This window comes from Vibrio penaeicida, from assembly GCF_019977755.1.
Classification (GTDB): Bacteria; Pseudomonadota; Gammaproteobacteria; order Enterobacterales; family Vibrionaceae; genus Vibrio; species Vibrio penaeicida.
In genome coordinates this window covers 1,342,347-1,367,285 of record NZ_AP025145.1, presented here as the reverse complement: position 1 = coordinate 1,367,285, position 24,939 = coordinate 1,342,347, and the positions used below count along the sequence as shown (strand labels likewise).

22 protein-coding genes are annotated in these 24,939 nt (G+C 43.0%); 10 read left to right on the top strand and 12 right to left on the bottom strand.

Annotation, left to right across the window (positions count from 1 at the left end; all coding sequences use genetic code 11):
* The first annotated feature begins 167 nt into the window (after positions 1–167).
* Positions 168–3,572, top strand: coding sequence for a methyl-accepting chemotaxis protein (locus LDO37_RS24420; protein ID WP_126609411.1), 3,405 nt, complete (start codon positions 168–170; stop codon positions 3,570–3,572).
* A 183-nt stretch (positions 3,573–3,755) separates the two neighbouring features.
* Complete coding sequence (locus LDO37_RS24415; RefSeq protein ID WP_126609412.1) at positions 3,756–5,042, top strand: FAD-dependent oxidoreductase; 1,287 nt, start codon at positions 3,756–3,758, stop codon at positions 5,040–5,042.
* Here LDO37_RS24415 and LDO37_RS24410 read toward each other — a convergent pair.
* On the bottom strand, positions 5,012–5,395 hold the full coding sequence (locus tag LDO37_RS24410; RefSeq protein WP_126609413.1) for a nitrous oxide-stimulated promoter family protein: 384 nt from the start codon (positions 5,393–5,395) through the stop codon (positions 5,012–5,014). The genes LDO37_RS24415 and LDO37_RS24410 overlap by 31 nt on opposite strands.
* 229 nt (positions 5,396–5,624) lie before the next feature.
* On the opposite strand from LDO37_RS24410, the gene LDO37_RS24405 reads away from it, so the two are divergent.
* A complete protein-coding gene (locus tag LDO37_RS24405; protein ID WP_101115145.1) occupies positions 5,625–5,897 on the top strand; it encodes a hypothetical protein in 273 nt (90 codons plus the stop codon).
* A 34-nt stretch (positions 5,898–5,931) separates the two neighbouring features.
* Here the strand turns inward: LDO37_RS24405 and LDO37_RS24400 are convergent, their stop codons facing one another.
* Together LDO37_RS24400 and LDO37_RS24395 are read right to left on the bottom strand one after the other, a co-directional pair.
* Entirely contained in the window at positions 5,932–6,618 is a 687-nt protein-coding gene (locus LDO37_RS24400) for a helix-turn-helix transcriptional regulator (protein ID WP_126609414.1), read from the bottom strand.
* A gap of 47 nt (positions 6,619–6,665) precedes the next feature.
* Positions 6,666–6,980 carry a hypothetical protein gene (locus LDO37_RS24395; protein ID WP_126609415.1) on the bottom strand — a complete coding sequence of 105 codons (315 nt, stop codon included), beginning with the start codon at positions 6,978–6,980 and terminating at the stop codon, positions 6,666–6,668.
* 437 nt (positions 6,981–7,417) lie between these two features.
* Here LDO37_RS24395 and LDO37_RS24390 point away from each other — a divergent pair, with 437 nt between their 5' ends.
* Positions 7,418–9,850: a chitinase C-terminal domain-containing protein gene (locus LDO37_RS24390; protein WP_126609416.1), complete on the top strand. Its 2,433-nt coding sequence runs from the start codon at positions 7,418–7,420 to the stop codon at positions 9,848–9,850.
* 146 nt (positions 9,851–9,996) lie between these two features.
* A complete protein-coding gene (locus LDO37_RS24385; RefSeq protein WP_126609417.1) occupies positions 9,997–10,491 on the top strand; it encodes a GNAT family N-acetyltransferase in 495 nt (164 codons plus the stop codon).
* 33 nt (positions 10,492–10,524) lie between these two features.
* On the opposite strand, the gene LDO37_RS24380 is transcribed toward LDO37_RS24385, so the two are convergent.
* The 6 genes from LDO37_RS24380 to LDO37_RS24355 all read right to left on the bottom strand — a co-directional run bounded on the left by LDO37_RS24380 (position 10,525) and on the right by LDO37_RS24355 (position 16,088).
* Positions 10,525–11,991, bottom strand: coding sequence for a sensor domain-containing diguanylate cyclase (locus tag LDO37_RS24380; RefSeq protein ID WP_126609418.1), 1,467 nt, complete (start codon positions 11,989–11,991; stop codon positions 10,525–10,527).
* 1 nt (position 11,992) lies between these two features.
* Entirely contained in the window at positions 11,993–13,129 is a 1,137-nt protein-coding gene (locus LDO37_RS24375) for an FIST signal transduction protein (protein ID WP_126609419.1), read from the bottom strand.
* 248 nt (positions 13,130–13,377) lie between these two features.
* Positions 13,378–14,115 (bottom strand): BPL-N domain-containing protein, encoded by a 738-nt coding sequence (locus tag LDO37_RS24370; protein WP_126609420.1) that lies wholly within the window; start codon positions 14,113–14,115, stop codon positions 13,378–13,380.
* Between the two features lie 73 nt (positions 14,116–14,188).
* Positions 14,189–14,737 carry a biotin transporter BioY gene (locus LDO37_RS24365; protein WP_126609421.1) on the bottom strand — a complete coding sequence of 183 codons (549 nt, stop codon included), beginning with the start codon at positions 14,735–14,737 and terminating at the stop codon, positions 14,189–14,191.
* Positions 14,738–15,352 (bottom strand): energy-coupling factor transporter transmembrane component T family protein, encoded by a 615-nt coding sequence (locus LDO37_RS24360; protein WP_126609422.1) that lies wholly within the window; start codon positions 15,350–15,352, stop codon positions 14,738–14,740.
* Positions 15,327–16,088 (bottom strand): energy-coupling factor ABC transporter ATP-binding protein, encoded by a 762-nt coding sequence (locus LDO37_RS24355; RefSeq protein ID WP_126609423.1) that lies wholly within the window; start codon positions 16,086–16,088, stop codon positions 15,327–15,329. The genes LDO37_RS24360 and LDO37_RS24355 overlap by 26 nt, the downstream gene beginning before the upstream one ends.
* A gap of 300 nt (positions 16,089–16,388) precedes the next feature.
* On the opposite strand from LDO37_RS24355, the gene LDO37_RS24350 reads away from it, so the two are divergent.
* On the top strand, positions 16,389–17,183 hold the full coding sequence (locus LDO37_RS24350) for an AraC family transcriptional regulator (protein WP_126609424.1): 795 nt from the start codon (positions 16,389–16,391) through the stop codon (positions 17,181–17,183).
* 70 nt (positions 17,184–17,253) lie between these two features.
* On the opposite strand, the gene pyrC is transcribed toward LDO37_RS24350, so the two are convergent.
* A complete protein-coding gene (pyrC, locus tag LDO37_RS24345; RefSeq protein ID WP_126609425.1) occupies positions 17,254–18,282 on the bottom strand; it encodes a dihydroorotase in 1,029 nt (342 codons plus the stop codon).
* A 495-nt stretch (positions 18,283–18,777) separates the two neighbouring features.
* Between pyrC and LDO37_RS24340 the strand changes: the two genes are divergently transcribed.
* The gene (locus LDO37_RS24340; RefSeq protein ID WP_126609426.1) at positions 18,778–20,604 is read left to right on the top strand and encodes a hybrid-cluster NAD(P)-dependent oxidoreductase; all 1,827 of its coding nucleotides are present in this window, start codon (positions 18,778–18,780) and stop codon (positions 20,602–20,604) included.
* Between the two features lie 103 nt (positions 20,605–20,707).
* Here LDO37_RS24340 and nadE read toward each other — a convergent pair whose 3' ends face one another.
* Entirely contained in the window at positions 20,708–21,538 is an 831-nt protein-coding gene (nadE, locus tag LDO37_RS24335; RefSeq protein WP_126609427.1) for an ammonia-dependent NAD(+) synthetase, read from the bottom strand.
* 217 nt (positions 21,539–21,755) lie between these two features.
* Here nadE and LDO37_RS24330 point away from each other — a divergent pair, with 217 nt between their 5' ends.
* Both LDO37_RS24330 and LDO37_RS24325 read left to right on the top strand, forming a co-directional pair.
* Positions 21,756–22,277 (top strand): nicotinate-nicotinamide nucleotide adenylyltransferase, encoded by a 522-nt coding sequence (locus tag LDO37_RS24330; protein ID WP_126609428.1) that lies wholly within the window; start codon positions 21,756–21,758, stop codon positions 22,275–22,277.
* A gap of 27 nt (positions 22,278–22,304) precedes the next feature.
* Positions 22,305–22,790: a hypothetical protein gene (locus LDO37_RS24325; protein WP_126609429.1), complete on the top strand. Its 486-nt coding sequence runs from the start codon at positions 22,305–22,307 to the stop codon at positions 22,788–22,790.
* 87 nt (positions 22,791–22,877) lie between these two features.
* Here the strand turns inward: LDO37_RS24325 and LDO37_RS24320 are convergent, their stop codons facing one another.
* Positions 22,878–23,486 (bottom strand): AraC family transcriptional regulator, encoded by a 609-nt coding sequence (locus tag LDO37_RS24320; RefSeq protein WP_126609430.1) that lies wholly within the window; start codon positions 23,484–23,486, stop codon positions 22,878–22,880.
* 324 nt (positions 23,487–23,810) lie between these two features.
* Between LDO37_RS24320 and LDO37_RS24315 the strand changes: the two genes are divergently transcribed.
* The gene (locus tag LDO37_RS24315; RefSeq protein WP_126609431.1) at positions 23,811–24,914 is read left to right on the top strand and encodes a 1-acyl-sn-glycerol-3-phosphate acyltransferase; all 1,104 of its coding nucleotides are present in this window, start codon (positions 23,811–23,813) and stop codon (positions 24,912–24,914) included.
* The last annotated feature ends 25 nt before the right edge of the window (positions 24,915–24,939 follow it).

The following is a 24,939-nucleotide window of genomic DNA, read 5'->3' as shown; positions in this document are numbered from 1 at the left end:
TGTGTAATTGTACCTCTTCTATTTTTTTCCTTCTTATTCAGTTGTTTCTAAATAAAACCGCCATAAAACGCACAAATCAAAAGTGTGATTTTCGCCGAACTTTGAGTTCTATACTTTTTTCTTATCGCAAGGTTTCTTATCCCCAAACAAACTAGGGAAGAATAATAATGGAAAATACCACGAGATCTTTGCAGTTGTTGAAGACGCTCAAAGCCAAGCTTATTGCGGCATTTACCGCCGTTTTGCTGACCTTGGCTATCATTGGGCTTACTTCGTACTTGGCTTTAACAACAGCGTCAGATGGCTTTAAGAATTACCGCGAGTTGGCAAGAGACAGTAACCTTGCCGGCATTCTTCAATCGAACATGTTGATGGTAAGAATGAACGTAAAAGACTTCTTACTCACAGGCAGCCAGAAGGATATAGACCAGTACAACGATTACTTTCAAGAAGTTGAAAGCCTTTTAAAAGTTGCCGACAAAGAGATCAACAAGCCTGAAAGGGCTGCAATGGTCAAAGAGCTTAACAAAGAAATCCACAACTACAACGAAACATTTAATGTGATAAAGCGTTATCGTATTGAACGTAATGAGCTCGTTAATGACGTATTGAATGTTCGTGGACCAAAAATGGAGAAGAATCTTACGGCACTGATGCTGAGTGCGTCAGAGAATGCCAACTCGGAACTTGGGTATCGTACTGGCTTAGCGATGCGTAACTTATTGCTCGCACGTTTGTATGTGATCAAGTATCTCGAAAGTAACGAAACATCGGCTGCTGAAAGAGTAAGATTTGAATTCAACAACTTTGACAAAGAAATTCAAGAACTCCGTACTCTGATTGATTCGTCTTCCGATCTCGCTTTGGTATCTGAAACGTCGGCAATGGAAAAAGAGTATATGAACGCTTTTGAAAGCGTCGTGGGTATCATTGTTGACCGCAATGACAAAATGAGCAATACACTCGATGTGATTGGTCCTCAGTTTGCTGCATTGGTAGAAGACTTAAAACTGTCGGTGAAGAACGATCAAGATCGACTTGGACCAGAACTCAAAGCTAAAAATGAAAACGCAGTCAACACTATTGTGATTGTATTTGTTGTCGCGCTTCTGGTTAGTGTTGGGATTGTGTTCCTTTTAACGAAAGTCGTTATGCGTCAATTGGGCAAAGACCCGAGCGAACTCGCCCAAATAGCAAACGCCATTTCTCGCGGTGAACTTGACGAGAAATACGATGAGCGTGAACCTGAAGGCGTCTTTTTATCCATGCTGAAAATGCGTGATAACTTGCGTATAGGTAGAGAAAAAGAGAAAGAAGAACGCAGAATAGCGGGCACGAATGCGCGTATTAAAAACGCTTTAGACAACGCCAGTTCCAACGTAATGATTGCTGACCGTAACTATAACGTTATCTACATGAATGACTCTATCTTGAGCATGATGAAAGAGGCGGAATCGGATATCCAGAAAGACATTTCAGGATTTGATCATCAATCGCTGATGGGGAATCCCATCGATAAACACCTCAAATATTTTGCTGAGAAAAAAACAACCTTCGATCATTTAACTCAAACTTTCACAGATGAATTGGAAATTGGAGGGCGTACGTTTGCATTGGTTGCAAGCCCTGTCATCGTTGATAATCAAAGAGTCGGAACGGTAGTAGAGTGGGATGATCGTACTGAATACCTAGCGCAGGAGCATGAGAAAGCTCGCGTTGCTTCAGAAAATGCTCGCGTGAAGTACGCCCTAGATGGCTCGTCAGGCAAAGTGATGATCGTAGACACAAATTACGATGTCATTTACATGAATGATGCAGTTAAGTCGATGATGGAGAGTGCATCGAGAGATATCCGAAACGATGTAAGAGACTTCGATGTGAAAGGAATAAGCGGTCAGAAAATCGATAAGTACTTCCGTGCTTTCACCGAGCACTTACCGCGTTTAGACAAGCTCTCTAGTACGTTTGAACACGAAATCATTGTTGGCGGTCATACGTTCGCTATTGTTGCTAACCCTGTTTCGGTCAATGGAGCACGGGTAGGTACGGTTGTAGAGTGGGATGATCGTACAGATTGGTTAGCGGAAGAACGTGAAAAAGCAAGAGTTGCATCAGAAAATGCTCGGGTGAAATATGCTCTGGATAGTGTTTCTGGCAACGTGATGATTGCGGATCCTGAGCTTAAAGTTATCTATGCCAACAAAGCGCTCGAAGAAATGATGCGAGTGGCGGAGCCAGACATCAGGCAGCAAATACCAGAGTTTAAACTGGACGGTTTGCATGGTATTGATGTTGCCAAATTCTTCAAAAATCCAATTCAGCAACGTGGCACGTTGAGCCAACTTAAAAACACCAATCGGTCTGTTGAAGACATCGGCAACCGCGTTTTTGCCCTTACTTCAAATCCTATTGAAGTAGACGGCAAGCGAATCGGTACGGTTGTCGAGTGGGTCGATAGGACTGCGGAAGTTAATATTGAAAAAGAAATCGACGAAATCGTGATGGCGGCATCTAATGGTGATTTGAGCAAGAAAATCAACTTAGATGGTAAAGAAGGGTTCTTTGGTAACTTGAGCATGGGGCTTAACGACCTAGTAAGTACGGTCGAAGTTGCGATGAATGATGTAATGAATACCTTAGGAGCCATGGCTAAAGGGGATTTAACGTCGCGCATCACCAACGACTATCAAGGCAGCTTTGGTAAGCTAAAAGAAGATACGAATGCCACGGCAGAAAAGCTGACAGAGGTGATCAGCAGTATTCGAACCTCGGCAAATTCGGTCTCTCAAGGCGCGAATGAAATCGCTCAAGGCAATACCGACCTAAGCCAGCGGACGGAGGCACAAGCATCTAACCTTGAAGAAACATCAGCCAGTATGGAGCAAATGACGGGTACAGTGAAACAAAGCTCGGAACGTGCGGAAAATGCTAATGAGCTGTCGAAAGAGGCTGAATTGCAAGCGGAGAAAGGCGGCAAGGTTGTCGACCAAGCTGTCGCTGCGATGAAAGAGATCAACAGTTCCAGTAAAGAGATTTCTGAAATCATTGGTGTCATCGATGAAATTGCTTTCCAAACTAATCTATTGGCTTTGAATGCAGCAGTCGAAGCCGCAAGGGCTGGTGAACAAGGAAGAGGCTTCGCTGTGGTTGCTGGTGAAGTTCGCAATCTTGCGCAGCGCTCTTCGCAAGCTGCGAAAGAAATCAAAGATCTGATACGCGATAGCCAAACCAAGGTGGAGGAGGGCACTGAACTCGTGAATCAATCTGGTGAAACGCTTCAAGAAATCGTGGATTCCGTGTCTAAGGTGAGCGCTATGATGCAAGAAATTACCGATTCTGCGAGAGAGCAAAGTGAAGGGATCGGGCAGGTCAATACTGCGATTGTTCAGATGGATCAGATGACTCAGCAAAATGCAGCACTGGTAGAGGAGGCTTCTGCTGCTGGGGAATCGATGGCGCAGCAAGCCAGTAATATGAACAAGACAATGGATTTCTTTAGACTCAGTGGCGGTCAAAACTCTCAACTTCCCCCTAGTAGAGACAGCCAGGCGAAAATTCTAAAGCTTGGATAACTCGAATTATAATTGGTCATTCAAGAAGATATGAAACTCAAACCTCCAACTATGTTGGAGGTTTTTTATTAAGGGGAATAATCTAAAAAAATGCTGAAATCTTGTTCATTGAGGTTCCTAGAGTTTAAGTGTAGATTTACTCAATAAGGGTTAAGACAAACCGTATTTCAGGGAAGGAATTCGATGCCAGAGAAAGGTACAGAGTACATCGTGATCATTGGCGCAGGCGTGATCGGTCTTACATCAGCGTATGAGCTGCTAAAGCGTGGGTATAAAGTCACGGTGTTGGAGAAAGAGAGCACCGTCGCGATGGGAACAAGCCATGCAAACGGTGCTCAGCTAAGCTACACCTTTGTGGATGCGATGGCTTCTCTTAATTTGATTAAGAAAATCCCTTCCGTACTTGCAGGACAAGATCCCGCACTTAAATTTCAATGGCAGTCGTCAATTAAACTCAACGTATGGGGAGCGAGATTCCTCTACAACGGCTTACCATTTAATGAGGAAAAGAACAGCGAAAACCTATTTCGTTTGTCCTTATATTCAAAAAAAGCGATGGATCGTATTCAGAGCGAGACTGGTGTTGAGTTTGATTTCAGACCTTGTGGAAAGTTGGTTGTGTATGAAAGCCAAGCGGCATTAGATAGCGCCAAAGAAAGCGTCGAAAGAAAAGCAAATTGGGGTTACCAACAACACACTCTAAGCGCTTCAGAGTGCGTGACCAAAGAACCCGCCTTAAAAGCCATCAGCGCTAACTTAGCTGGAGGGCTTTACTCCGATATAGATGATATTGGAGACGCTGAAAGTTTCTGTTATTCAATGCTTAAATACCTCAACGAACATGAAAAGTTTTCGATTAACCTTGGTTGTGAAGTGACAGGGTTAGATGTTGAACAAAACACGATCACTACAGTAAACACAACTTTGGGTGACATAAGTGTCGATAAAGTCGTAATGGCGGCCGGTCATGCATCGGATGCGCTGTTAAAACCGTTAGGCGTTTCATTATCTATCTATCCGGTAAAAGGTTATAGCTTAACTTTTCCGGCGATCGAAACGTCTCCGGATGTCAGTATTACTGACATCAGCAACAAGTTTGTACTGGGTCGTATTGGCAACAAAGTGCGAGTGGCGGGGTTTGCTGATTTTGTTCAGAGCTCACCCCAAAATACCCTTGATCGAGTAGAAGAGCTGTTAGAGGTTTGTAGGTCAAGATTTCCTGATGCTGCTGATTACGACACGATACTGGAAAAATGGGAAGGTAGCCGACCGTGTACACCATCGAGTATGCCTATTATTGATAGAGTTGGAGCAAGTAATCTGTTCGCGAATACTGGGCACGGAATGTATGGATGGACGCTAGCTGCAGGTTCTGCGTGTTTACTTGCCGATCGAATCTCCGAGGGTACACTTTGGCAACAATATGGTGGCACTTCTTGTCAGGAACATTCCGTTTTTAATCGCAAGTGACGATTAGACAAATTGGACTTCGGTAAATCGGGTACTTCACGCTTTTCATGGATTAGATGCCGAATAGCTAATATAGGGTGATGAAGCAGCATTCTGGGACCAGAATATCGCATAATGACTCTCATCTTTTCCTTGGGTTCAGGTTTGTAGCAGTGGATTGGGCAGCGATTACACGTTGGTTTGGTTTCACCATAAGGGCAACGATCCAAACGTGTTTCGGCGTAACTTTCTAGTGATTGACAGTCTGTGCAGGAAGGAGAGTGATGTGCCTTGCAATAAATCTCGATCATTGCAGATACCGTTTTGAATTCTGTTTTCAGTTTTCCACGCAAAATGTCGCTGCTACTTTTCATCGTTTTTCTCACATAGACTTTAACGCCTATAGGATATTACTTAAAAACGAAGACGCTCTTGATATTCTTCAATTGTCTCAGTGATTATTGAATTAGAACCACTAGACCTTCAAATCGGTGCCTTGCCTGAAAACCAAGCCCAAGATCTATATATGAGAAGTCGCTGAACCTAGCATCTTGAGGTAGCTTGAGTATATACTCTGCCTGTTTTTAATTGGCTGGATCAACAATGAGCAACGAACAAGAAACAATAATGACGGATGAACACCTTCGCGAAGTAGTAGAAAACCAAATAGCCGATGGTGATCCGATCAAAGTAAAAGAGACGTTAATGCGCCTTATGATGACGGGTAACTCTCGTGAAGACGCCATTGATATGATCGCGTGTGCGTTAATGTTAGAAGTATTTGGTGTTGTGAAAAATGAAGAACCTTTTAATTTGAAAAGGTACAAAGAACACTTAGACGAGCTGCCAGAAATGAGTTGGCTAGACGAAGACTAAAACCGTTTAAGTCCGACGAAGCCAATACGCGTGACTAGTCCGGTGGCGCGTATTGAGCAATGTAATGCTTAAGTGATTTTGTATCACTTGTCGCAAATTGAGTTTCTAGAACTTCCAGTGCAATTACCCGGTCTACACGAAAATTACGATAAGCATTTCGCAACTCACACCAAGCAATCAGTGTCCAAACTTTACCCCAAAATATTTGCCCTAAAGGCTGAATAAGCCTCTCTGAAACATCACCGCTTTCAGCTTGATACTTCATTTTTACTGTCTGTTGATTTTTCGTCGCATTACGCAGCATTTGGCTTCGCGCAGCGGTGTCTGACTGGATATGATAGTCAGGCACGATAAGAGGAAACTCCTCAACTTGCCGCTTAAGACTATCCGGAAGGACCGACATAATTTTACGAGATGCAGACCGGCTGGCGTCAGCAAGCTCTTTGTCGGACCACGCTCTTACCATTCTCATCCCGAGCTCAAGTGCCATCATTTCTTGTTCACTAAACATAAGCGGTGGAAGGTGAGAGCCAGATTTAAGCATATATCCAACTCCCGCCTCTCCTTCAATTGGGACGCCAGACAAAATGAGTGATTGAATATCTCGATAGATGGTCCGTTCACTGACCTCCATTGTCTCAGCGAGGTATTTTGCTGTGACGGCGTAACGCTTTGAGCGTAATAAAGTCAATAGTTCGAACAGTCTTTCAGATTTACTCATGTGTCTATTACATCCTTACGGGTAGGAAAATTTTCAATTTGATTACGTTAGTTCGTACAGCCAGTATCTGACTTGATGATTTGATGCTGCATATCCACGGACTCCATTTGGATTTTTGACGCGTAATCTTGGGTTTCAGGTGCAGCCATAAACTCTTTTGATGCAGCTTGTGCTTTTTCCATGTCTTGCCAATATACCGTGTCTGTCCATGTTTCTTTTTGCTGATTGTAGCTCAACGAGCGATACAAAAAACCTTCTGAGCGTTTTAAAAAACCAACGATTTGATCTGATGCTTCAAGTAGTTGCGATTCAGTAACGCCATCCAATACTTTGTAATTAACTACTTCGATTACTTGTTCCATGATTGTGTTCCTTGTTGTTGAGTTCAGGAACATATTAAAAAAGCGGGGTGACAGAATCTGTCAGTACAATAAAAAAGCAAATGAAAATGAAATGTTGCAATTTTACTGTTAATTCTGTGTCAGAGTTGTGCAAACTAAACCTTTGTTTTAGATGGCAACTTTAGGTTATTAGTCTGTGTGCCGAGCAGAATTCCGAGATAATGTGGATGTTGATATAGATCAATAGCGACTTTCTTCTGGTGGAAAATTTAGTTGCTGCTACAAAATCTGATTCACCTTGTTGCATAAAATTAACATGTGTTTGCGAGTCATTGTTCAAATTAGATCTTTTATAGGTGCCGAATTCGTTAGTCCAATCTATGGTTATTTTGCAACGCATTCTAAGTTTTGATGCGTTGAGCAGTTTGATCTTTCTAATAGATTTTAAGGATAAAGAGATGAATCATTCGCACCAAATTAGTGAGAAAAAGGGTCTTTTCTCATTAAGCACTATCGCTGCTTCATGCATGTTGGCATTAAGCGCATTTTCTGCCCCTGCGGCGGCTGCAACACCAGTAGATCACGAAGCTTGTCGACCAGACGGTCTTTATCAAACTCCTGGCGTAACCGTCCCTTATTGTACAATTTACGACCAAGAAGGTCGTGAAAAAATGGGTATGGATCACCCAAGACGACTTATCGGTTACTTCACTAGCTGGCGTGCTGGTGATGACCCTCAAGCACAATACTTAGTTAAAGATATTCCATGGGAGCAGTTGACCCATATTAACTATGCATTTGTGAGCATTGGATCCGACGGTAAAGTTAATGTTGGTGATGTTAACGATCCAAACAACGCAGCAGTTGGTAAAACATGGCCTGGTGTTGAAGTTGATCCTGCGTTGGGCTTTAAAGGTCACTTTGGTGCACTTGCCACTGCAAAACAGAAACACGGCGTAAAAACGTTGATCTCCATCGGCGGTTGGGCCGAAACGGGTGGTCACTTTGGTGCTGATGGTAAGCGTGTAGCAGACGGTGGCTTCTACACAATGACGACCAATGCCGATGGTTCTATCAACCATGCGGGCATCGAAAAGTTCGCAGCGTCTGCTGTAGAAATGATGCGTAAGTACAAGTTTGATGGCTTGGATATCGATTACGAATACCCAACATCAATGGCAGGTGCTGGTAACCCAGACGATAAAGCGTTTATGGAACCTCGTCGTAAGTACTTGTGGGCTTCGTACCAAGAGTTGATGAAAGTACTTCGTCAGAAAGTGGATGCGGCATCTGCACAAGATGGCAACCACTACATGCTGACAATTGCAGCGCCTTCTTCAGGTTACCTGCTTCGTGGTATGGAAACGTTTGACGTTACTAAGTACCTCGATTACGTAAACATCATGTCTTACGACTTGCACGGTGCGTGGAACGACCACGTAGGTCATAACGCAGCGTTGTACGACACAGGTAAAGATTCTGAGCTAGCGCAGTGGAATGTATACGGTACAGCGGCATACGGTGGTATCGGTTACTTAAATACTGACTGGGCTTACCACTACTTCCGCGGTTCTATGCCTGCTGGTCGTATCAACATCGGTGTTCCATACTACTCACGTGGTTGGCAAGGTGTAACGGGTGGTGAAAACGGTCTTTGGGGTCGTGCTCCTCTTCCTAACCAAGCAGAATGTTCTCCTGGTACGGGCGAAGGCGAAAAGAACAACTGTGGTTACGGTGCAACTGGCCTCGACAACATGTGGCACGATAAAGATGCTAACGGTGTTGAGATGGGTGCAGGTTCTAACCCAATCTGGCACGCGAAAAACCTTGAAAAAGGAATCTACGGTTCATATGCTGCTGCGTACAATCTAGACCCAGTAAACAACCCAGACCACAAATTTGTAGGTAACTACGTACGTCACTATGACAGTGTGGCTGTAGCACCTTGGTTGTGGAACGCCCAGAAGAGCGTATTCCTTTCTACAGAAGATAAAGACTCCATCAACGTAAAAGCGGACTACGTTATCGATAAAGAAATCGGTGGCATCATGTTCTGGGAACTTGCGGGTGACTACAACTGTTACGTGCTAGATGCTCAAGGAAACCGCACAACGGTTGATGCAACTGAGCAAGCTTGTACGACTGGCAACGGTGAGTACCACATGGGTAACACCATGACAAAAGCGATGTACGACAAGTTCCAAGCGGCAACACCATATGGAAACAAAGTGGGTGTTCTACCTACACCAACTGAAGCTGTTGATATTGCTGTAAGTGTTGGTGGCTTTAAAGTGGGTGATCAAAACTACCCAATCAACCCTAAAGTCACGTTTACGAACAACACAGGTACTGAATTACCTGGTGGAACTGAGTTCCAGTTTGATATCCCAGTATCTGCTCCAGATAACGCTAAAGATCAATCTGGTGGCGGTCTGAAAGTGATTGCTTCTGGTCATACACGTGCGAACAACATTGGTGGTTTAGACGGACCAATGCACCGCGTATCTTTCTCTCTACCAAACTGGAAAGCACTACCAGCGGGCGGTACTTACGAGCTTGATATGGTTTACTACCTACCAATCTCAGGTCCTGCTAACTACAGTGTGAAAGTAAATGGTAAAGAGTACGCGTTCAAGTTTGAACAGCCTAGCCTACCAATTGGCGACCTAGTTGGTGGCGGTGATCCAGGTGGTCCTGGCGATGGTACTTGCAGTACTACAGGTATCAACGTTTACCCTAACTGGCCTCAAACTGACTGGGCGGGTAACCCAAGCCACGCAACAGGTGGTGACCAAATGGTTCACAACAACGTTGTTTACAAAGCAAACTGGTATACATCATCTGTACCAGGAAGCGATGGCAGCTGGACGAAAGTGTGTGCAGTAAAGTAATTTGATACTGGTCCACATTTATAGAAATGCGAGTGTTTTTACACTCGCATTTTTTTTACTTACATTCCAATGACAAAAATAGAGACTATGATTAAAAATAATCAGTAGAGGTTGGCAACCTAGAACATACCCTTCAAGGAAATATCGTGATCGTTAGAAGAGCAGAGCGCAAAGACAAAGAAGAGTGGGCGATACTAAGAAATGAATTATGGCCCGATGAACTATCAATGCACAAACTGGATATAGAATCCTTTTTTGACCTTACTAGTGTTCACATTGTCGAGGTATTTGTTCTGGATAATGAAGAAGATAAGATCGTCGGTTTTATTGAGTTAAACATTCGAAGCCACGCAGAAGGAGTCGATGCTAGAGGTGTCCCTTATATCGAGGGGTGGTTCATTGAGCGGGATTATCGCGGGCAGGGCTTTGGTAAAAAGCTTTTGAGGCAAGCGGAAGGCTGGGCTCGACGCCAAGGTTTTGATTGGTTAGCAAGCGATTCAGATATTAATAACTTAGCTAGTATCGCTTGTCACAATGCGGTGGGGTTTAAAGAGATGGCTAGGAATGTCTGTTTTGCAAAAAGCCTAAGAACACATCAGCCACTAGATAGCGATGAGTCAAAGACAAATAGTAGTGATTAAAAAGGGTAACCTAAGAAATTTCACCTGAGAATATTAGCTTGTACGTTTTTTAAAGCCTTCGGAGTCGACGACTTGGTTTCTGCCATGTTCTTTTGCAAAGTAAAGATATTCGTCAGCAGAGTTTATGGCACACTCTAACGGTTTTTCAAGTGATGTGCCTGAAAGGGTAATAACGCCAAGGCTGACAGTCAACCTAATATTGTGATTGCAATTAATCACAACCATTCTTTCTATCTCTTGTCTTATTCGTTCAGCGATTTCTTTGGCTAGCTCCAATGATGAATTAGGAAGAGCAACAGCAAACTCTTCACCTCCAAGTCGGCCAAGAATATCCACATCTCTTGTTACCTCACCAATTTTCGATACAACAGCAACAAGAACCTCATCACCAGCGGCATGGCCATATGTATCGTTGATTTTTTTGAAGAAGTCGATATCTAAAATGATGAGCGAGAGAGGGCGATTGATACGGATACAAGTGGAAATGGCGCGCTCAGTATAATCATTGAAACTTCGTCGGTTGAGTGCACCTGTTAACGGGTCGGTAGAAGCAAGAACACGCAATTTCTTTTCCAGCTGTTTGCGATCGCTAATGTCAGAAATAGACATAATAATCAAAAGCTGATCATCAAACATGAGTGTACTTAGCGCTATTTCTGCTTGCATTAGATTGCCAGAAGGTAACGTAATGGCAGTATCTAACCGTCGGCTGCATTCCTCTTGTTCACACTTTAAAACATCAATAACCTGCGCACGTAAAGAAGTTCGATGCTTTACTGCAACAAGTTCTGTTGGATTTTTACCAAGAAACTCTCCTTTAGGTTTTTGAAAAATAGTACTGATGTACTGATTTACCATAATGATTTCTTGCTTGGGGTTGCATATCACAATGCCCGTTGGTGCTGCGTTTACGAGCCCTTGAAGTTGTTTCTGAGCTTTTTGAATTTGTTCCATTCGTTGCTTCTGAAGCATTTCAAGTTGTTTGGTTAATGAAATATCTCGCAACACCAGTAACCAACGAGTATGGCTAATGGGTGTAATTCTAGCTTTTACTTGGTAGTGCGTCTCTTGAGCATAAAGGTTTAATTCAGCTGCCTTACCACTTTTGGATTGGTAATTTTTTAGGAAGTTCTTAAGTTCAGGAGAGTTAATGACGATATCTAAGTCTTCTATGGCTTTAAAATTTTCTTCAGCGTCAATAAATGGTGGGCTGAAATTACCAGAGCGAATATCCCGAACAAGACCTTCTTTATCAATCCAAAAGCTCATGTCTGGAAGCGCGTCCAATATCAAGCTAAGAGTTTGGTTCCTATTGGTTAATTCTGTGCAGCTCAGATCGAGGGTTCGTTCGGTCATTGTTAGCTGTTCTGCCATTGATTGATAGCCTTGATCAACCATTTCTATAAACGTGTTGATTTGATCAGCGTTGAAGGTTTCCCCTTCTTTTGGCACACCATTTGGAAAAGCTTTGCGCAATTGACGTTTGAGAAGTCTGTGCATATCAAGTTTCCGAAAATGCTGTGATAGTCATCGTTTGGTTATGTAACTCTGACGGATAGTGCCTGTCATAAGGAGCGATTTCTCCGTAAGAATAAAACCCACAAAGTACTGTTGATGGGCCAAGCTCGTCTTTTACTGCTTCCACTTCATCTTCGACGAGTTGTTTCAAAAGAATTTTTCGTCCAACACAGCTGATTAAGATGGCAAATTGTGGGGAGTCGTTCATATCCTGTCGACACACTTCGGCAGCACTTTGCGCACCTTCTATAAGCGTTTCAACGTTTGCTCGCATTAACATGGCGGTTGCGCCTGAGGGTACGTTACCGGCAAATGTAATTGAGCCTGACGTTTCATCAATGCTAAGTAGTGTGCGCACAAGTTTCGTTGATTTACTGGGGTCGGTTATCTCTAACGGAAATCTGAGCCCACTAGCTGGTAAGGTGGAAGCGAGTTCGCCTAAGTAGCTCTTGTATATGTCTAGGGCGTTCTCGTCGTCTAATTCATAAAGTGTGTTTTCTTCGGAGTGCGTGATCTTTCTTTCTAAACCAAATGGACTCCAACCACCACGTGAGCCATAACTCACTGAAATTGATTCACCATAGAAGCCGACAGCAACGATCTGTTTTTCTGCTACGTCATCTTGGTAGAGTACGTAGGTCTTGTTGAAGGATTCGTTGTCACCAGCAAGCCCTCCTGTCACCTTAATGTGCTCAGGGACAGCGCACTCAAACCCCTCTGTTAGCATACAGCCATTCACATATAGCCCATCGCTGAGCACTAAAATATGCTTCAAATCGGGCGTTTCCATTAGCTGTTTCACCATTTGGATCCCAATGTCTTTTTGGTTAATTTCTTCGTCTGGCATTTTCAGACGCAGCATACGTATGGGGGTTTTCTCAAAACAAATTACCGTTACCACGAGCGCGTTATCATGCACTCGAACTCCAGAAACTTCACCTGCAGTCGAGCAGCCTGTAAGTTGGGCATCTGGCAAGTAATTGCGTAATTGTTGAATGGCATGATTTTCATTATTAATTGAGCCAAATAATAAAACCAAAGTGTTGTCACTATTAAGCTGCTTTATCTCTTCTGCATCTTGCCAATGCTTGCCGTCCCATACAGACTGAAGTGTTTTCATTCCAATGACCTAAGTTTCTTTATTCCCACTTTAAATTTAGTTTGCTTTGCTGTTATTTCAAGTTATTAGAATGGATGATTTGATTGAAATTCAACTAGTTAATTAAACTAAGGTATTTAAGGTGAATGGCTATCTAATTGTTTTCAAACATGAATAATGAAATCAATTATTGAGATAGTTAGCTTAATTAACGGTTAGGCAGTCTTGGAAAGAAACGGCAGTGAAAACAACGCTACTTTGGGGTTGGCTTATTCTGCAAGCAGTTGAGCTAATAAGGCTAGGTTTAGGGATGAGGCATTTTCTAATTCGGTGAAATCGATATATTCATTTCCTACAACATCAAAACGCATGAGTTCGACAGCTTCTGTATCGTATTCGGGATGTGTAGAACTCAGAATATACTGACCTTTACCAAATTTTCCTTTGATAACAGCTGCTGGAGCATTTGGTAAATCAGAGAATGTTGCGATGACTTCAACATCTTCGTCTGGCGCAGCTTTGAATAAGCTACCGCCCATATAGAGGGAAGATTGGAGTAGGGTGTTTGATCCTTGAAGGACATTCAAAGAAACAACGTTAGGTTTTGTGCTGTTAAAGTTATCCCCCTCGCCAAAACAATCAATGGGACCTTCAGCCGTGCCATTAAAAAACGAGAGTTCGTTTGAAGTTTCAATTTCAAATGGTGAATCCTTTGCCCAAAGAGTACGCGCGCATGCCATATAGGCACCAGCACATATTCCAAGATAAAAACCCCCATTTGCAACGTAATCTTTAATTAACGTGTTGGCTTTACCATTTAATTTCGCCGATTTGTAACGGCTTGCGCCACCAGGCATCACGAAGAGGTCGATATCTTGAGTCAAAGCCCCTTCAAGAATTTCATTGGCATTAACGAAAAAAACGTTCTGTTTGCCACGGAGTTTTGCCAACGCATAATACAGAATATGGTTGTTTGAAACGTTGTCGGTATAAATTAGAGTTTTCACAATCGTTCCCCCTTCGTGGCAAACTTTTTTACATACAAGGCATTTATATACGAGATTGGCTAGATTAGGGGATCTATGCCGCTCTTGATAGTAAACTTGCAGGTCGAGCTTTTGCGATTGCCGATGTTAACAGACCAGCAATAATGGCCTTGATGATGTCACCTGGAATAAAGGCGGTAACAAGAGCCGCGGACTCAAGAAGCGTTTTCTTAAGAACGATAGCCATACCAGCAATACCAAATACATACATCACGATAATTCCGCCAATCATAGACGCAACACTGGCTATAAGAGTTAGATTACCGCTACGCCACTTTTCTACTATGAATCCTGTTACAAACGCAGCAATCGGCCAGCCAATTAAGAAGCCGCCAGTAGCGCCAAAGAAGAGCCCGATTCCACCACGACCACCTGACAATAGTGGAAGACCAATAGCGACGAGCAACAAGAACAGAAGTACGGCTAATCCACCACGTTTTGCACCCAAGATAGTGCCGCAAAGCATAATGCCGAGACTTTGTGCAGTGATGGGGACGCCAAATGCCAACGTAATTTTTGGGATCAAGCCAAGGGCGGCTATCAAACCCGCAAAAAGAGCGGTATAAGCAATGTTCTTTTCCATTTATTTTTTCTCCAGATTAGTAGTGCCACCGCGAGCTCTGAGAGCTTCGGCAACGTGGTCCGCATCGTCCAGTGCAAGAACGGTAAAAGGTAAAATAATGCGCCAGCCAGATCGTTTGGTAGAACGAGCTCGCCAAGCGAAAGTTAGGCTTTGTCCTTTAGAAATCAAAACGGGAGTCATGCGAATGACTAACGCGATCGCTAGCTCTAAGGCTTGAGTACTTAAGCCTAAACGCCTAAATGGGCGCGATAAGAAATGCACCACATCAATCATATCGGATAGTCGTGTTGTCATCGTCACCAAGTTTGCAAGTGCGACGGCAGATAGCATTCGGATAACGATAACCGCACCAAGTTGGTATTCCTCTGTCCATGTATGCCATGCAAGTACAATAGCGACGAATGGCCATAAAATTTTTAGCTGCCGACAACCGTGTAGAAAAAACACTTTGCCCGGTAAGGCATAAAGAACAATAACTAGAGCAAGAAAAATGCTATGTAAGAGGATACTTTCCACAAAAAATAAACTGATTGTGGCAACACCGAGTAGAGCAAGCTTTAGCCCTGCACTCCAGTTATGTGCTCTCGTTTCAATTGGTGAGGTTAGAGATATCATCGCTGTCTCCCAATCGGTTCATTTCTGCAAGGTAGTTTGGCAACACTGCATCAGGTGTGCCCACTTCCTCAATTTGTCCAGATTCTAACCATAATATTTGATCATAATGTTCGATATCAGCAGGATCGTGGCTGATATGAACCAAGCACCCATCGAAAGAATCTAAGTACCGCTGAAGTTGTCGTTTTGTTGGAATATCTAACCCTGCAAACGGTTCATCTAAGATAATGAGTTTGGGCTGCATAGCGACAATAGACATTAGGCAAACTAAGTGTTTTTGACCTTGTGATAGAGAAGCGGTATGAACATCTTGCCAGTGAGTTTTGCCAAACTTAGCCAAAATGTTTAAGGCATTCGACTTCGCCTCAGCCTTACTTTGCCCCTGCTGTCGTAAGCCGAACACAAGTTCCTCAATAACAGTAGGGAAGATGATTTGATGATCGGGGTTTTGAAATAAGATGCCAATTTGTGCGACAGCCGCACCTCTATTATTGTAGGGGTCGATACCTGCCACTTCCAATTTACCAGACTGTATTTCTATCAAACCAGATAAAACACGTGATAGGGTCGATTTTCCTGAGCCATTGCGACCAATTATTCCCAAGCGGCGAGACTTGGTTGCAAAAGACACGTTCTTAAGGACTCGGTTGCCTTCTATATCTAGGCACACGCTCTGCATCTCAATTAATGAATTCTGAGCAGCATTGGTTGGTATTTTGTCGTCTGAGCTTGTCATGTCTTTATTCGTATCTAGGTGAATTGCAACCTAACGCTAATTGAGTTAGCGATGATTTGTGACGCGCATACTATCAACTTGAATTTGCAGGGTAAACCACCAATAGATTGTGGAGACTATTTTAGAGGTGAGTAAATAAGGGGGGTTGTGTGATTTTCAAACGAGGTTTGGGTGACAAGTTTAAGAATACCACCCAGTACAAGAATAACTCCCAACACAACAATTCAATGGTGATTTGATGAGCTAGGTCGGTATAATGATATCTATCTCCCAAAAGACAGTATGAGTACGAAGCGGAAGATGAGAGAGAAGCCCCAAACCAATACCCATCCAGCTATTTCTTTTGAAGAGCTGCCTTCAGATGTGTACATGAATTTTGATGCGTTCAATTCGAATACTGTTACGCGAGAACATTGCCACGTTTGGGGGCAATTGCAATTTATTCGAGGCGGGATGTTGGAGCTGTTTGCTAATAAGACACGATTTCTAGCGCCACCCAATTTGGCAATATGGGTTCCTGCTGGTGTATTGCACCACAGTTTTAATAGAAAGCCTTTGGATTACTGTTCGCTCAATGTCAGTGCAGATAAGACAAAGCACATGCCAAAACAGACTTGCCTACTGGGTGTAACGCCGATTATGACAGCCATTATCGAAGATTTTCGACAGAGAGATGTGTGTTCGGCAGAATCGGAGCAAGATAAGCGATTAGTTGATGTTTTACTGGATCAATTGGCAATGGCGCCTGAGAAACATCACTTTTTACCCACCTCCAGTCACAAGATGTTAGCTCCTATTCTAAGAGGCTTAGAAGAGAACCCAACTAACAACGACTCTTTGAAAAGCTGGGCTGCTCGCGTTCACACTACCGAGCGGTCTCTTGCAAGGCACTGCCAAAGCGAATTAGGGATGAGTTTTACTGAGTGGCGTTTACGAATACGTTACCTGCATTCTATGGAGTTACTTCGAAAAGGTAAGTCGGTAAAGGAAACGGCGTTTCTTCTGGGGTACAACCAAGCCAGCCCGTTTATCACAATGTTTAAACGCTATGCAGGAATGACACCGGACCAATATAAAGTGAATCGACCAGTATAAAAAATGCCCGCATGTTTTGCGGGCATTTGATTTAGGTTACTTAATCGTTGTATCGATCAGTATTAACGAGTTACTTTACTTTCCACTCAATCTGCTCACCAGCACGGATTGGCACAACTATGTCGCTACCAAATGGCATAGTTTCAGCCACATCCCAAGATTCTTTAACCAGTGTGACTGTATCTTGGTTGCGAGGAAGCCCGTAAAAATCTGGACCATTGTGGCTTGCAAAACCTTCAAGGTTTTCTAGCTTGCCTTCGTTATCAAAAACTTCTGCGTAAAGTTCTACTGCAGCGTGAGCAGTGTAAGAGCCTGCACAACCACAAGCAGATTCTTTCGCTCCTTTTGCGTGTGGCGCAGAATCTGTCCCTAGGAAGAACTTTTTGCTGCCGCTGGTGGCTGCTTCAATCAACGCTTGTTGGTGCGTATTGCGTTTCAAAATTGGCAAGCAGTAGAAATGTGGTTTGATACCGCCCACTAACATGTGATTACGGTTAAACAGTAAGTGGTGCGCGGTAATTGTTGCCGCGACGTTTTCGTTCGCGTTCTTCACAAAGGTTGCAGCGTCGGAAGTTGTAATGTGCTCAAGAACGATTTTCAGGTTAGGGAAGTCGTTAACGATAGGGGCAAGAACGGTATCTAGAAACTTCTTCTCGCGGTCGAATATATCGACGTCGTGAGTGGTGACTTCACCGTGAATCAAAAGCAACATGCCAACTTCTTGCATGGTTTCTAACACATGGTAGATATTTTTAGCGTTTGTAACACCTGAATCAGAATTGGTTGTTGCGCCCGCAGGATATAGTTTCGCGGCTACAATTTTACCGGAAGCTTTTGCCTTGCGAATTTCATCAGAAGTGGTGTTGTCCGTTAGGTAAAGAGACATCAGTGGCTCAAATTTATCACTAGGATTCTGTGCCATAATGCGCTCGCGGTACGCTAACGCTTTGTCGGTATCGGTTGCAGGTGGGATGGTATTTGGCATTATCAGAGCACGACCATTATAGCGGCTGATATCGCGTACGGTGTCGGTTAGAACATCGCCATCGCGTAAGTGAACGTGCCAGTCGTCAGGACGAGTGATAGTAATTGTTGTCATTGAAAAGCTCCCACCAGGTTAAGATAAAACAGGAGCCTAAAAGTAGGAATTCGACGAAAAGTCTAAAAACGCAACCGTTTAGGCGACAGGATGATAGACAAAAACACGTGATCTTTCACGCCTTTTTTACCTTCGAGTCTATTAAAGGTACTTTTACATCATTTGGTGTTCCACCTTTCCCTAGTCACATGACTTAGTTCGAAGAAGTATTTATAACCTAAGTATGTTTCGGCTAGCTGTGCTTAAACGTTTGTGTCGAATTAGCCAGCTTGAAAAGCGTGAATAACTTACATAACGTATAATTAAATGCTTTTCCTAGCTGATACGTCAAGGTGTAACAAAGTGTGAATCTTTCTCTCGATTCATCGTATTCATTATTGTACCGTTATCCTAAATCGAGCATCACTTATGACTCCCTAAGCATTCAAGTAATAACTTCCAGCTTCCATTATTGAAAATCACAAAGACAAAAGTCTTTTAGAGTAGTGAATAACAATGACAAAACCGTACTTATCGCAAATTAACGTTTTTCCTGTTAAATCCATCGGAGGAATTCGACTTTCAAAAGCTTGGGTAGAGAAGCAAGGGCTGACTTTCGACCGTAGGTTCATGGTCGCGGCGATGGATGGTTCAATGGTCACGGCGAGAAAACACCCCAATATGGTGAAAGTAGACGCTGTGCTTCAACCTGACGGATTTGTTATGACCTACCCAGGAATGCCGACGTTAAGGCTCCGTTACGCTGATTTAGAAAGAGAAGTGATGTCAGCTCAGGTTTGGAACGACAATTTTAATGCGTTGTCGACAACTCCGGTGGCGAACGATTGGTTTAGTCGAATTTTGGGCATACCAGTTCAGCTGCTTTATTGTGGTGAGCAGTCGAACCGCGTTAGAGAAAAAATCCAAACGAACGTTAGCTTTGCTGATGGGTATCCTCTCCTTGTGATCAGCGAAGCATCACTAGCGGAATTAAATAAAAGAAGTGGCGAAACCAATTCAATGGATCAATTCCGAACCAACTTGGTGGTTTCTGATACTGAACCTTTTGCGGAAGACGGTTGGAAGCGAATCAAAATTGGTGATGTCGAATTTGAAGCGGTAAAGCCATGTGAAAGGTGCATTCTAACGACAGTAAATACACAAACTGGGGAGTTTAAAACCTCAAAAGAGCCTCTAAAGACATTCTCCACCTTCCGAGCAAACAAACGGGGAGGTGTGTTCTTTGGTCAAAATCTTGTTGCTAAAAATGAAGGTATCATTCGCGCCGGTGATGTGGTGGAGGTTTTAGAAGCAAAACCTAAAGAAGAGTACAAAGATAATTCGAAAGACAAGTTAACGCTCACATGTGTGGAGAAAGAAACCATAGCACGTGATTTTTTGACGTTTTGGATGGAACCAGCGAAAGGCACCTTACCCGGCTATCTACCTGGTCAACATCTGCCAGTAGAAATTGATACACCAGCAGGTAAACTTTCTCGCCGCTACACCTTATCCTCCAGTCCGACACGACCTGGCAGGTATGCCATTTCGGTAAAACGAATCAATGAAGGTGCGGTGTCAAATTGGCTGCACGATCGATTCAAAGTGGGGGACACGCTGGTGGCAGATACGCCTGATGGCGCATTCCACCTCACAAACACGCTTCATCCCTTGCTGCTAATGTCCGCAGGCAGTGGTGTGACTCCAATGCTCTCTATGCTTCGTTACCTTTCGGATCACGACCAAGTTAATAACGTTGTTTTTTATCATCAATGCAGTACTGAGCGAGACATCCCTTGCCGTAAAGAGCTAGAGAAGCTGAATATGATTTATCCGGGGTTGCATGTAGTGATTTCTTTAACGCAACCAGATTCCAGTTGGCACGGGTTGACGGGGCGGCTGTCGCTAAGCCATATAAAGAAAATACCTGACCTGTTATCAAGGCAGGTTTTCGTATGTGGTCCTAGTGGCTTTATGACCAAATCTAAAAATCTTTTGATGAAAATGGGGTTGGATGAAAGTCAGTATCATCAGGAAGCATTCGGCGTAGCCAAGCCAGTTGAATTGCCGTTGAAAGAGATAAAAGTGACGGTGGATGGAAAAACGTTTGAAGGGAATAACCAACAACCCCTTTTGAATCAGGCTGAAGATGCTGGAATGAGTATAGCGAACAGTTGCCGAGCGGGGCTTTGTGGCGCGTGTCGTGTGAAAGTCATTCGCGGGGAGTTTGAAACGCCAGATGTGCCAGCTTCGATGCCAGAAGATAAAGCGAATGACATTGTTTTGGCTTGTTGTAGTACGCCTCTTGGTGACGTCTCTATATCGACAGACCTTAAAGCTTAACGATTACGAAACAAAAAAACAGAGAACTTAGGTTCTCTGTTTTTTATTGGTGGAAGTCACTTAATTTGGTTGGTTTTACTCAACCTAATCTGTGCTGGAACACTTAGTCATAAATGGTAGGAATAGGCTGACGTTTGTGCTGAGTTGCTTTGTAAATCGCAACGAGCTTTTGGGTGACCTCTTCAGAGACAGGTTTTCCTTCAAGGAAGTCGTCTATTTGATCGTAAGTGAGATTCAGAGCGTCTTCATCTGCTTTCTGTGGCGCAAGTTCTTCTAAATCGGCTGTTGGAACCTTATGAACAAGCAGCTCTGGCGCGCCTAAGGTGTCCGCAATTTCACGAACCTGACGTTTGCTCAAACCAAACAGCGGTGCTAAGTCGCACGCTCCATCTCCGAATTTAGTATAGAAGCCAGTAATGTTTTCAGCAGAGTGATCGGTTCCTAGAACTAAACCACCGACATAACCTGCAATTTCGTACTGTGCGACCATTCGAGCGCGTGCTTTAACATTCCCTTTTACGAAATCTATTTTCGCTGGGTCTTGAGGGAGTAAATTGGTGTTTCGGAGTGCGATGTGAGAAGCGCTATGTAAGCCATCTACACCCGCTTGAATGTTTACGGATACAGAATGTGAAGGTTGTATAAAACTCAGTGCCAGTTGTGCTTCGTCTTCGTCTTTTTGCTCGCTGTAGGGAAGGCGTACTGCAATAAATTGATAGCCAGCGTTGTCAGACTCTTCATTAAGCTTGTTTACTGCGAGTTGAGCCAGTCTTCCGCATGTAGTGGAATCGACACCGCCACTAATACCCAAAATTAAAGACTTACAACCAGACTCTTGAAGTTTACGCTTAATAAAATCAACGCGACGCTGAATTTCAAAATGAGGATCGATCGAAGCCAATACTCGCATCTCGTCACGGATTTGATGTTCCATTCTGTTTCCTTATTGTGCTGCCGAGTTTTCATACCTAAGTGAGTTAAAGGTGGCACTCTAAACCTATAGCCCTGTATCTTAGGGTCACTTGGATATATCATACCCCAATCTTTTTATTATTAAACACCGATTTGCCTGAAAAAGTTACCGAAATGGATTTCTCGGATACTTGGGCTGAAGTGTTACAAATGATGGAATTTCTTCCAGTAACGAATGTATGAAAAATATTGCAATTTTTGGTAGTGCTTTCAACCCACCAACTCTTGGACATAAAAGTGTTATCGAATCATTAACGCATTTCGATAAAGTTTTGCTCGTACCAAGCTATGCGCATGCATGGGGAAAAGAGATGGCAGATTTCGATGTAAGATGCCAGATGGTAGACGGATTTATTTCGGATATAGCTCAATCCAACGTTGAGTTGTGCCGAATAGAAGAGAATTTATATCGCCCAGAAGAGAGTGTAACGACGTATGCACTTTTAAATGCCCTCCAAGAAACCTACCCCGATGCCGAGCTAACGTTTGTCATTGGTCCTGATAATTTCTTCAACTTTTCCAAGTTTTACTGTTCTCAAGAGATCACCAAGCGCTGGTCAGTAATGGCATGCCCTGAAAGAATTCCAGTCCGAAGTACGCTAATTCGTGAGAAATTGGCTCAAAATGAATCGATATCAGCTCTAACTACCCGATCTGTCAATAATTTCTTGCGAAATCACGCGTTGTATCGGAAGATATAGGAAGAATTTTTTAGAGGGCTCACATCGATGACCAAACGTAGTTACAATTTACTTTGTATGCTTGGCTTCTTTACGATTCCTGCTTTTGCGTGTAGTTCTTTTCAGTCTCCAACCTCAATTATAATGGTCGAAAAAGAGCAAGATTCGGTTTGTGCATCGATTGCTCATTCATTTGATGCTTTTACCTCAAGCCTCACATCTGTGAAAGACTTTATAATCGACCCAGTGAGTAACGACGATTACTGGGAAGAATGGACGCTTAAAAGTGGCAGTGATCCGTTGCTATATTCAAGTGTTGAAAGTAATCATTTTGGCATTGGTGTCTGGATGCCAGACGAATATGACAGCCAATTTGATGAGATGACTTATTCTGAAAAGCTTGAAGCTACGGGTTTGAAATTCAGTTTAGGTTTAGGTGAGAGGGACGATAACGAACCGCGAATGCGAATTGACTATCGTTGGCATAACTTACAGCCTGGCGACGTGATGTTACAAGTGGAAGTGCCTTTTTAAGGCACTTTTCTATTTTATCTCTTTTCTTTCTCTTCTTACTTATATCTCACATTCTATGAACTTTCGCCGATGTTTATAGGCGTACCTCTATAAGCTTTCACCCATTACCAGCATTGCCAGTTGTTCGAATTCCTCTTCTCGACCAGCAAAAAACTCATCAATGACAACGTTTCTCTTCGTGCCTGATTGCATTTTCTTTTTGGCTTCGCGAAGGCTCAATACCAATAACAATTCTTTGCTTAAACTGCTCTCTTCATCTGCGCTCCACTGGGATATCTGCATACTCAGTGGTGACATATCGAGTAGGGGCCTTAGCGTTCTTGATTCGTCTCGTATTACATCCAAAAGGTTGTTTATTTCTTCGTCTTTAAGTTTTTGCTGAGAAAGCTTCTCTAATATGGCTTTAGAGACAGGTGGCAAGGAAACGAAGCCCGCTTGAGTCGGGAATTTGTCTTGCAAGCGCACAGAGAAATCGATTTGAGAAACCGTTGAACCTGGAACGAAAGTAACAGACGTTAAACAATCTATAGGCAGCCAAATTGCGCTGTCTTGTTCTACAGCATATTCATTCTTACCAAGCTTCACTAGAACCAGCCCAGACTCAACATAAATTAGGCTGTGCTTAAGACGTTTTTTGCGAGGTGTGGTTACCAGAAATGAGTAAACTGTATTTTGATGCTCTACTGCATAATTCATAAAGGGTTTCCGGATACTTTAACTGTGGAAAAGAGTATCTTTTATTAGTGTAAATGCCAATGAAAACTGGGACATTTAGCAGATTATCACGTCAGAGTTTGGTAATTTCTAACGCGATGAGGGAATAAATACCACGTTTATGACTCTACTCCTTATACACGCGACCAGCGTAAAAATAAAAAAACAAGCCTCTATTTAATGAAAGGTCAAAGGACCCTAGTATATAATCTGGTCTGACCTTAATTAAACGACGCATTCATTAGCTGCTTGTTTTCTCAAGTACGCGTAGAATATGCCGGATTTTAAAATTGACGTATAGATTAGATGACTAATAAAACGGATCCTTATAAAGAAATTCGTCCGTACAATGATGACGAGATTCCCGCTGCCATTGAACGCCTAATTAATGATGAAGAATTTATCTCTGCTATCTTAGAGCATCGCTTCAGTAACCATGCAAGTTGGTTTAAAAATATAGTCAGTCCAATGGTTAAGGTTTACCTTAAGTTCAAGTGGGCTAAATTGGATTCCGTTGAAGCAATTCAATTAGAAGTTGAAAAATACCTCAGTAAAACGCTCGACGTGACGACTGACGGTGTTACATATTCTGGTTTGGAACTGCTAGATAAGAATACCCCATACTTGTTCATCTCAAACCACCGAGATATCGCGATGGATCCTGCTTTGGTGAACTGGGGGTTGTATAACAATCAGCATAAGACCGTCCGTATAGCTATCGGCGATAATCTTTTGAAGAAACCGTGCGCGACTGAACTCATGAAGCTGAATAAAAGCTTTATAGTAAAACGCAGTGCAAAAGCGCCGCGTGAAATGATGAAAGCGCTTGGGCAGTTGTCTTCTTACATAAAACACTCTCTAGATACCGATAACTCTATCTGGATTGCTCAGAAAGAGGGGAGAGCTAAAGATGGAAATGACAAAACGGATCCAGCCATTCTAAAAATGTTGCATGTAGAAGGTCGGAAGCAAAAAATGCCTTTCTCAGAATACATAAAAACGCTGAAAATTGTACCTGTGGCGATTTCTTACGAAAACGACCCGTGTGATATTGCCAAAGCGAAAGAATTGTTTGAGAAAGCAGAGTCAGGCAGTTACGAGAAAAGTGAATTTGAAGATATCGAAAGTATCATTCAAGGCATCGTTGGGTATAAAGGTCGTGTTCATGTTAGCTTCGGCAATGTAATTGAAGATGACTTTGAAACACCGGATGAGTTGGCTCAAGAAATTGATGATCAGATTCATTCTATCTACAAGCTCTTTCCTATCAACTATTACGCCGCTGCTGATGCGGAGCATGCTGACTCAAAAGCGAAGGATTCACTGGACAGTAAGCTACGAGAATTACCAGAAGGCGCGCATGATTTTCTTAAACAAATGTACGCAAACCCAGTCGCGAACCAAGGCTAGCTTTTTCAGCTTTATACCCGAAAAA

Coding starts and splice junctions, on each gene's coding strand:
- LDO37_RS24320 (WP_126609430.1), bottom strand. CDS start 23,486: ATGAATTATGCAGTAGAGCATCAAAATACAGTTTACTCATTTCTGGTA.
- LDO37_RS24355 (WP_126609423.1), bottom strand. CDS start 16,088: ATGACAAGCTCAGACGACAAAATACCAACCAATGCTGCTCAGAATTCA.
- LDO37_RS24415 (WP_126609412.1), top strand. CDS start 3,756: ATGCCAGAGAAAGGTACAGAGTACATCGTGATCATTGGCGCAGGCGTG.
- LDO37_RS24390 (WP_126609416.1), top strand. CDS start 7,418: ATGAATCATTCGCACCAAATTAGTGAGAAAAAGGGTCTTTTCTCATTA.
- LDO37_RS24380 (WP_126609418.1), bottom strand. CDS start 11,991: ATGCACAGACTTCTCAAACGTCAATTGCGCAAAGCTTTTCCAAATGGT.
- LDO37_RS24395 (WP_126609415.1), bottom strand. CDS start 6,980: ATGGAACAAGTAATCGAAGTAGTTAATTACAAAGTATTGGATGGCGTT.
- LDO37_RS24360 (WP_126609422.1), bottom strand. CDS start 15,352: ATGATATCTCTAACCTCACCAATTGAAACGAGAGCACATAACTGGAGT.
- LDO37_RS24400 (WP_126609414.1), bottom strand. CDS start 6,618: ATGAGTAAATCTGAAAGACTGTTCGAACTATTGACTTTATTACGCTCA.
- LDO37_RS24375 (WP_126609419.1), bottom strand. CDS start 13,129: ATGAAAACACTTCAGTCTGTATGGGACGGCAAGCATTGGCAAGATGCA.
- LDO37_RS24315 (WP_126609431.1), top strand. CDS start 23,811: ATGACTAATAAAACGGATCCTTATAAAGAAATTCGTCCGTACAATGAT.
- LDO37_RS24420 (WP_126609411.1), top strand. CDS start 168: ATGGAAAATACCACGAGATCTTTGCAGTTGTTGAAGACGCTCAAAGCC.
- LDO37_RS24340 (WP_126609426.1), top strand. CDS start 18,778: ATGACAAAACCGTACTTATCGCAAATTAACGTTTTTCCTGTTAAATCC.
- nadE (WP_126609427.1), bottom strand. CDS start 21,538: ATGGAACATCAAATCCGTGACGAGATGCGAGTATTGGCTTCGATCGAT.
- LDO37_RS24350 (WP_126609424.1), top strand. CDS start 16,389: ATGAGAGAGAAGCCCCAAACCAATACCCATCCAGCTATTTCTTTTGAA.
- pyrC (WP_126609425.1), bottom strand. CDS start 18,282: ATGACAACAATTACTATCACTCGTCCTGACGACTGGCACGTTCACTTA.
- LDO37_RS24410 (WP_126609413.1), bottom strand. CDS start 5,395: ATGAAAAGTAGCAGCGACATTTTGCGTGGAAAACTGAAAACAGAATTC.
- LDO37_RS24365 (WP_126609421.1), bottom strand. CDS start 14,737: ATGGAAAAGAACATTGCTTATACCGCTCTTTTTGCGGGTTTGATAGCC.
- LDO37_RS24405 (WP_101115145.1), top strand. CDS start 5,625: ATGAGCAACGAACAAGAAACAATAATGACGGATGAACACCTTCGCGAA.
- LDO37_RS24325 (WP_126609429.1), top strand. CDS start 22,305: ATGACCAAACGTAGTTACAATTTACTTTGTATGCTTGGCTTCTTTACG.
- LDO37_RS24330 (WP_126609428.1), top strand. CDS start 21,756: ATGAAAAATATTGCAATTTTTGGTAGTGCTTTCAACCCACCAACTCTT.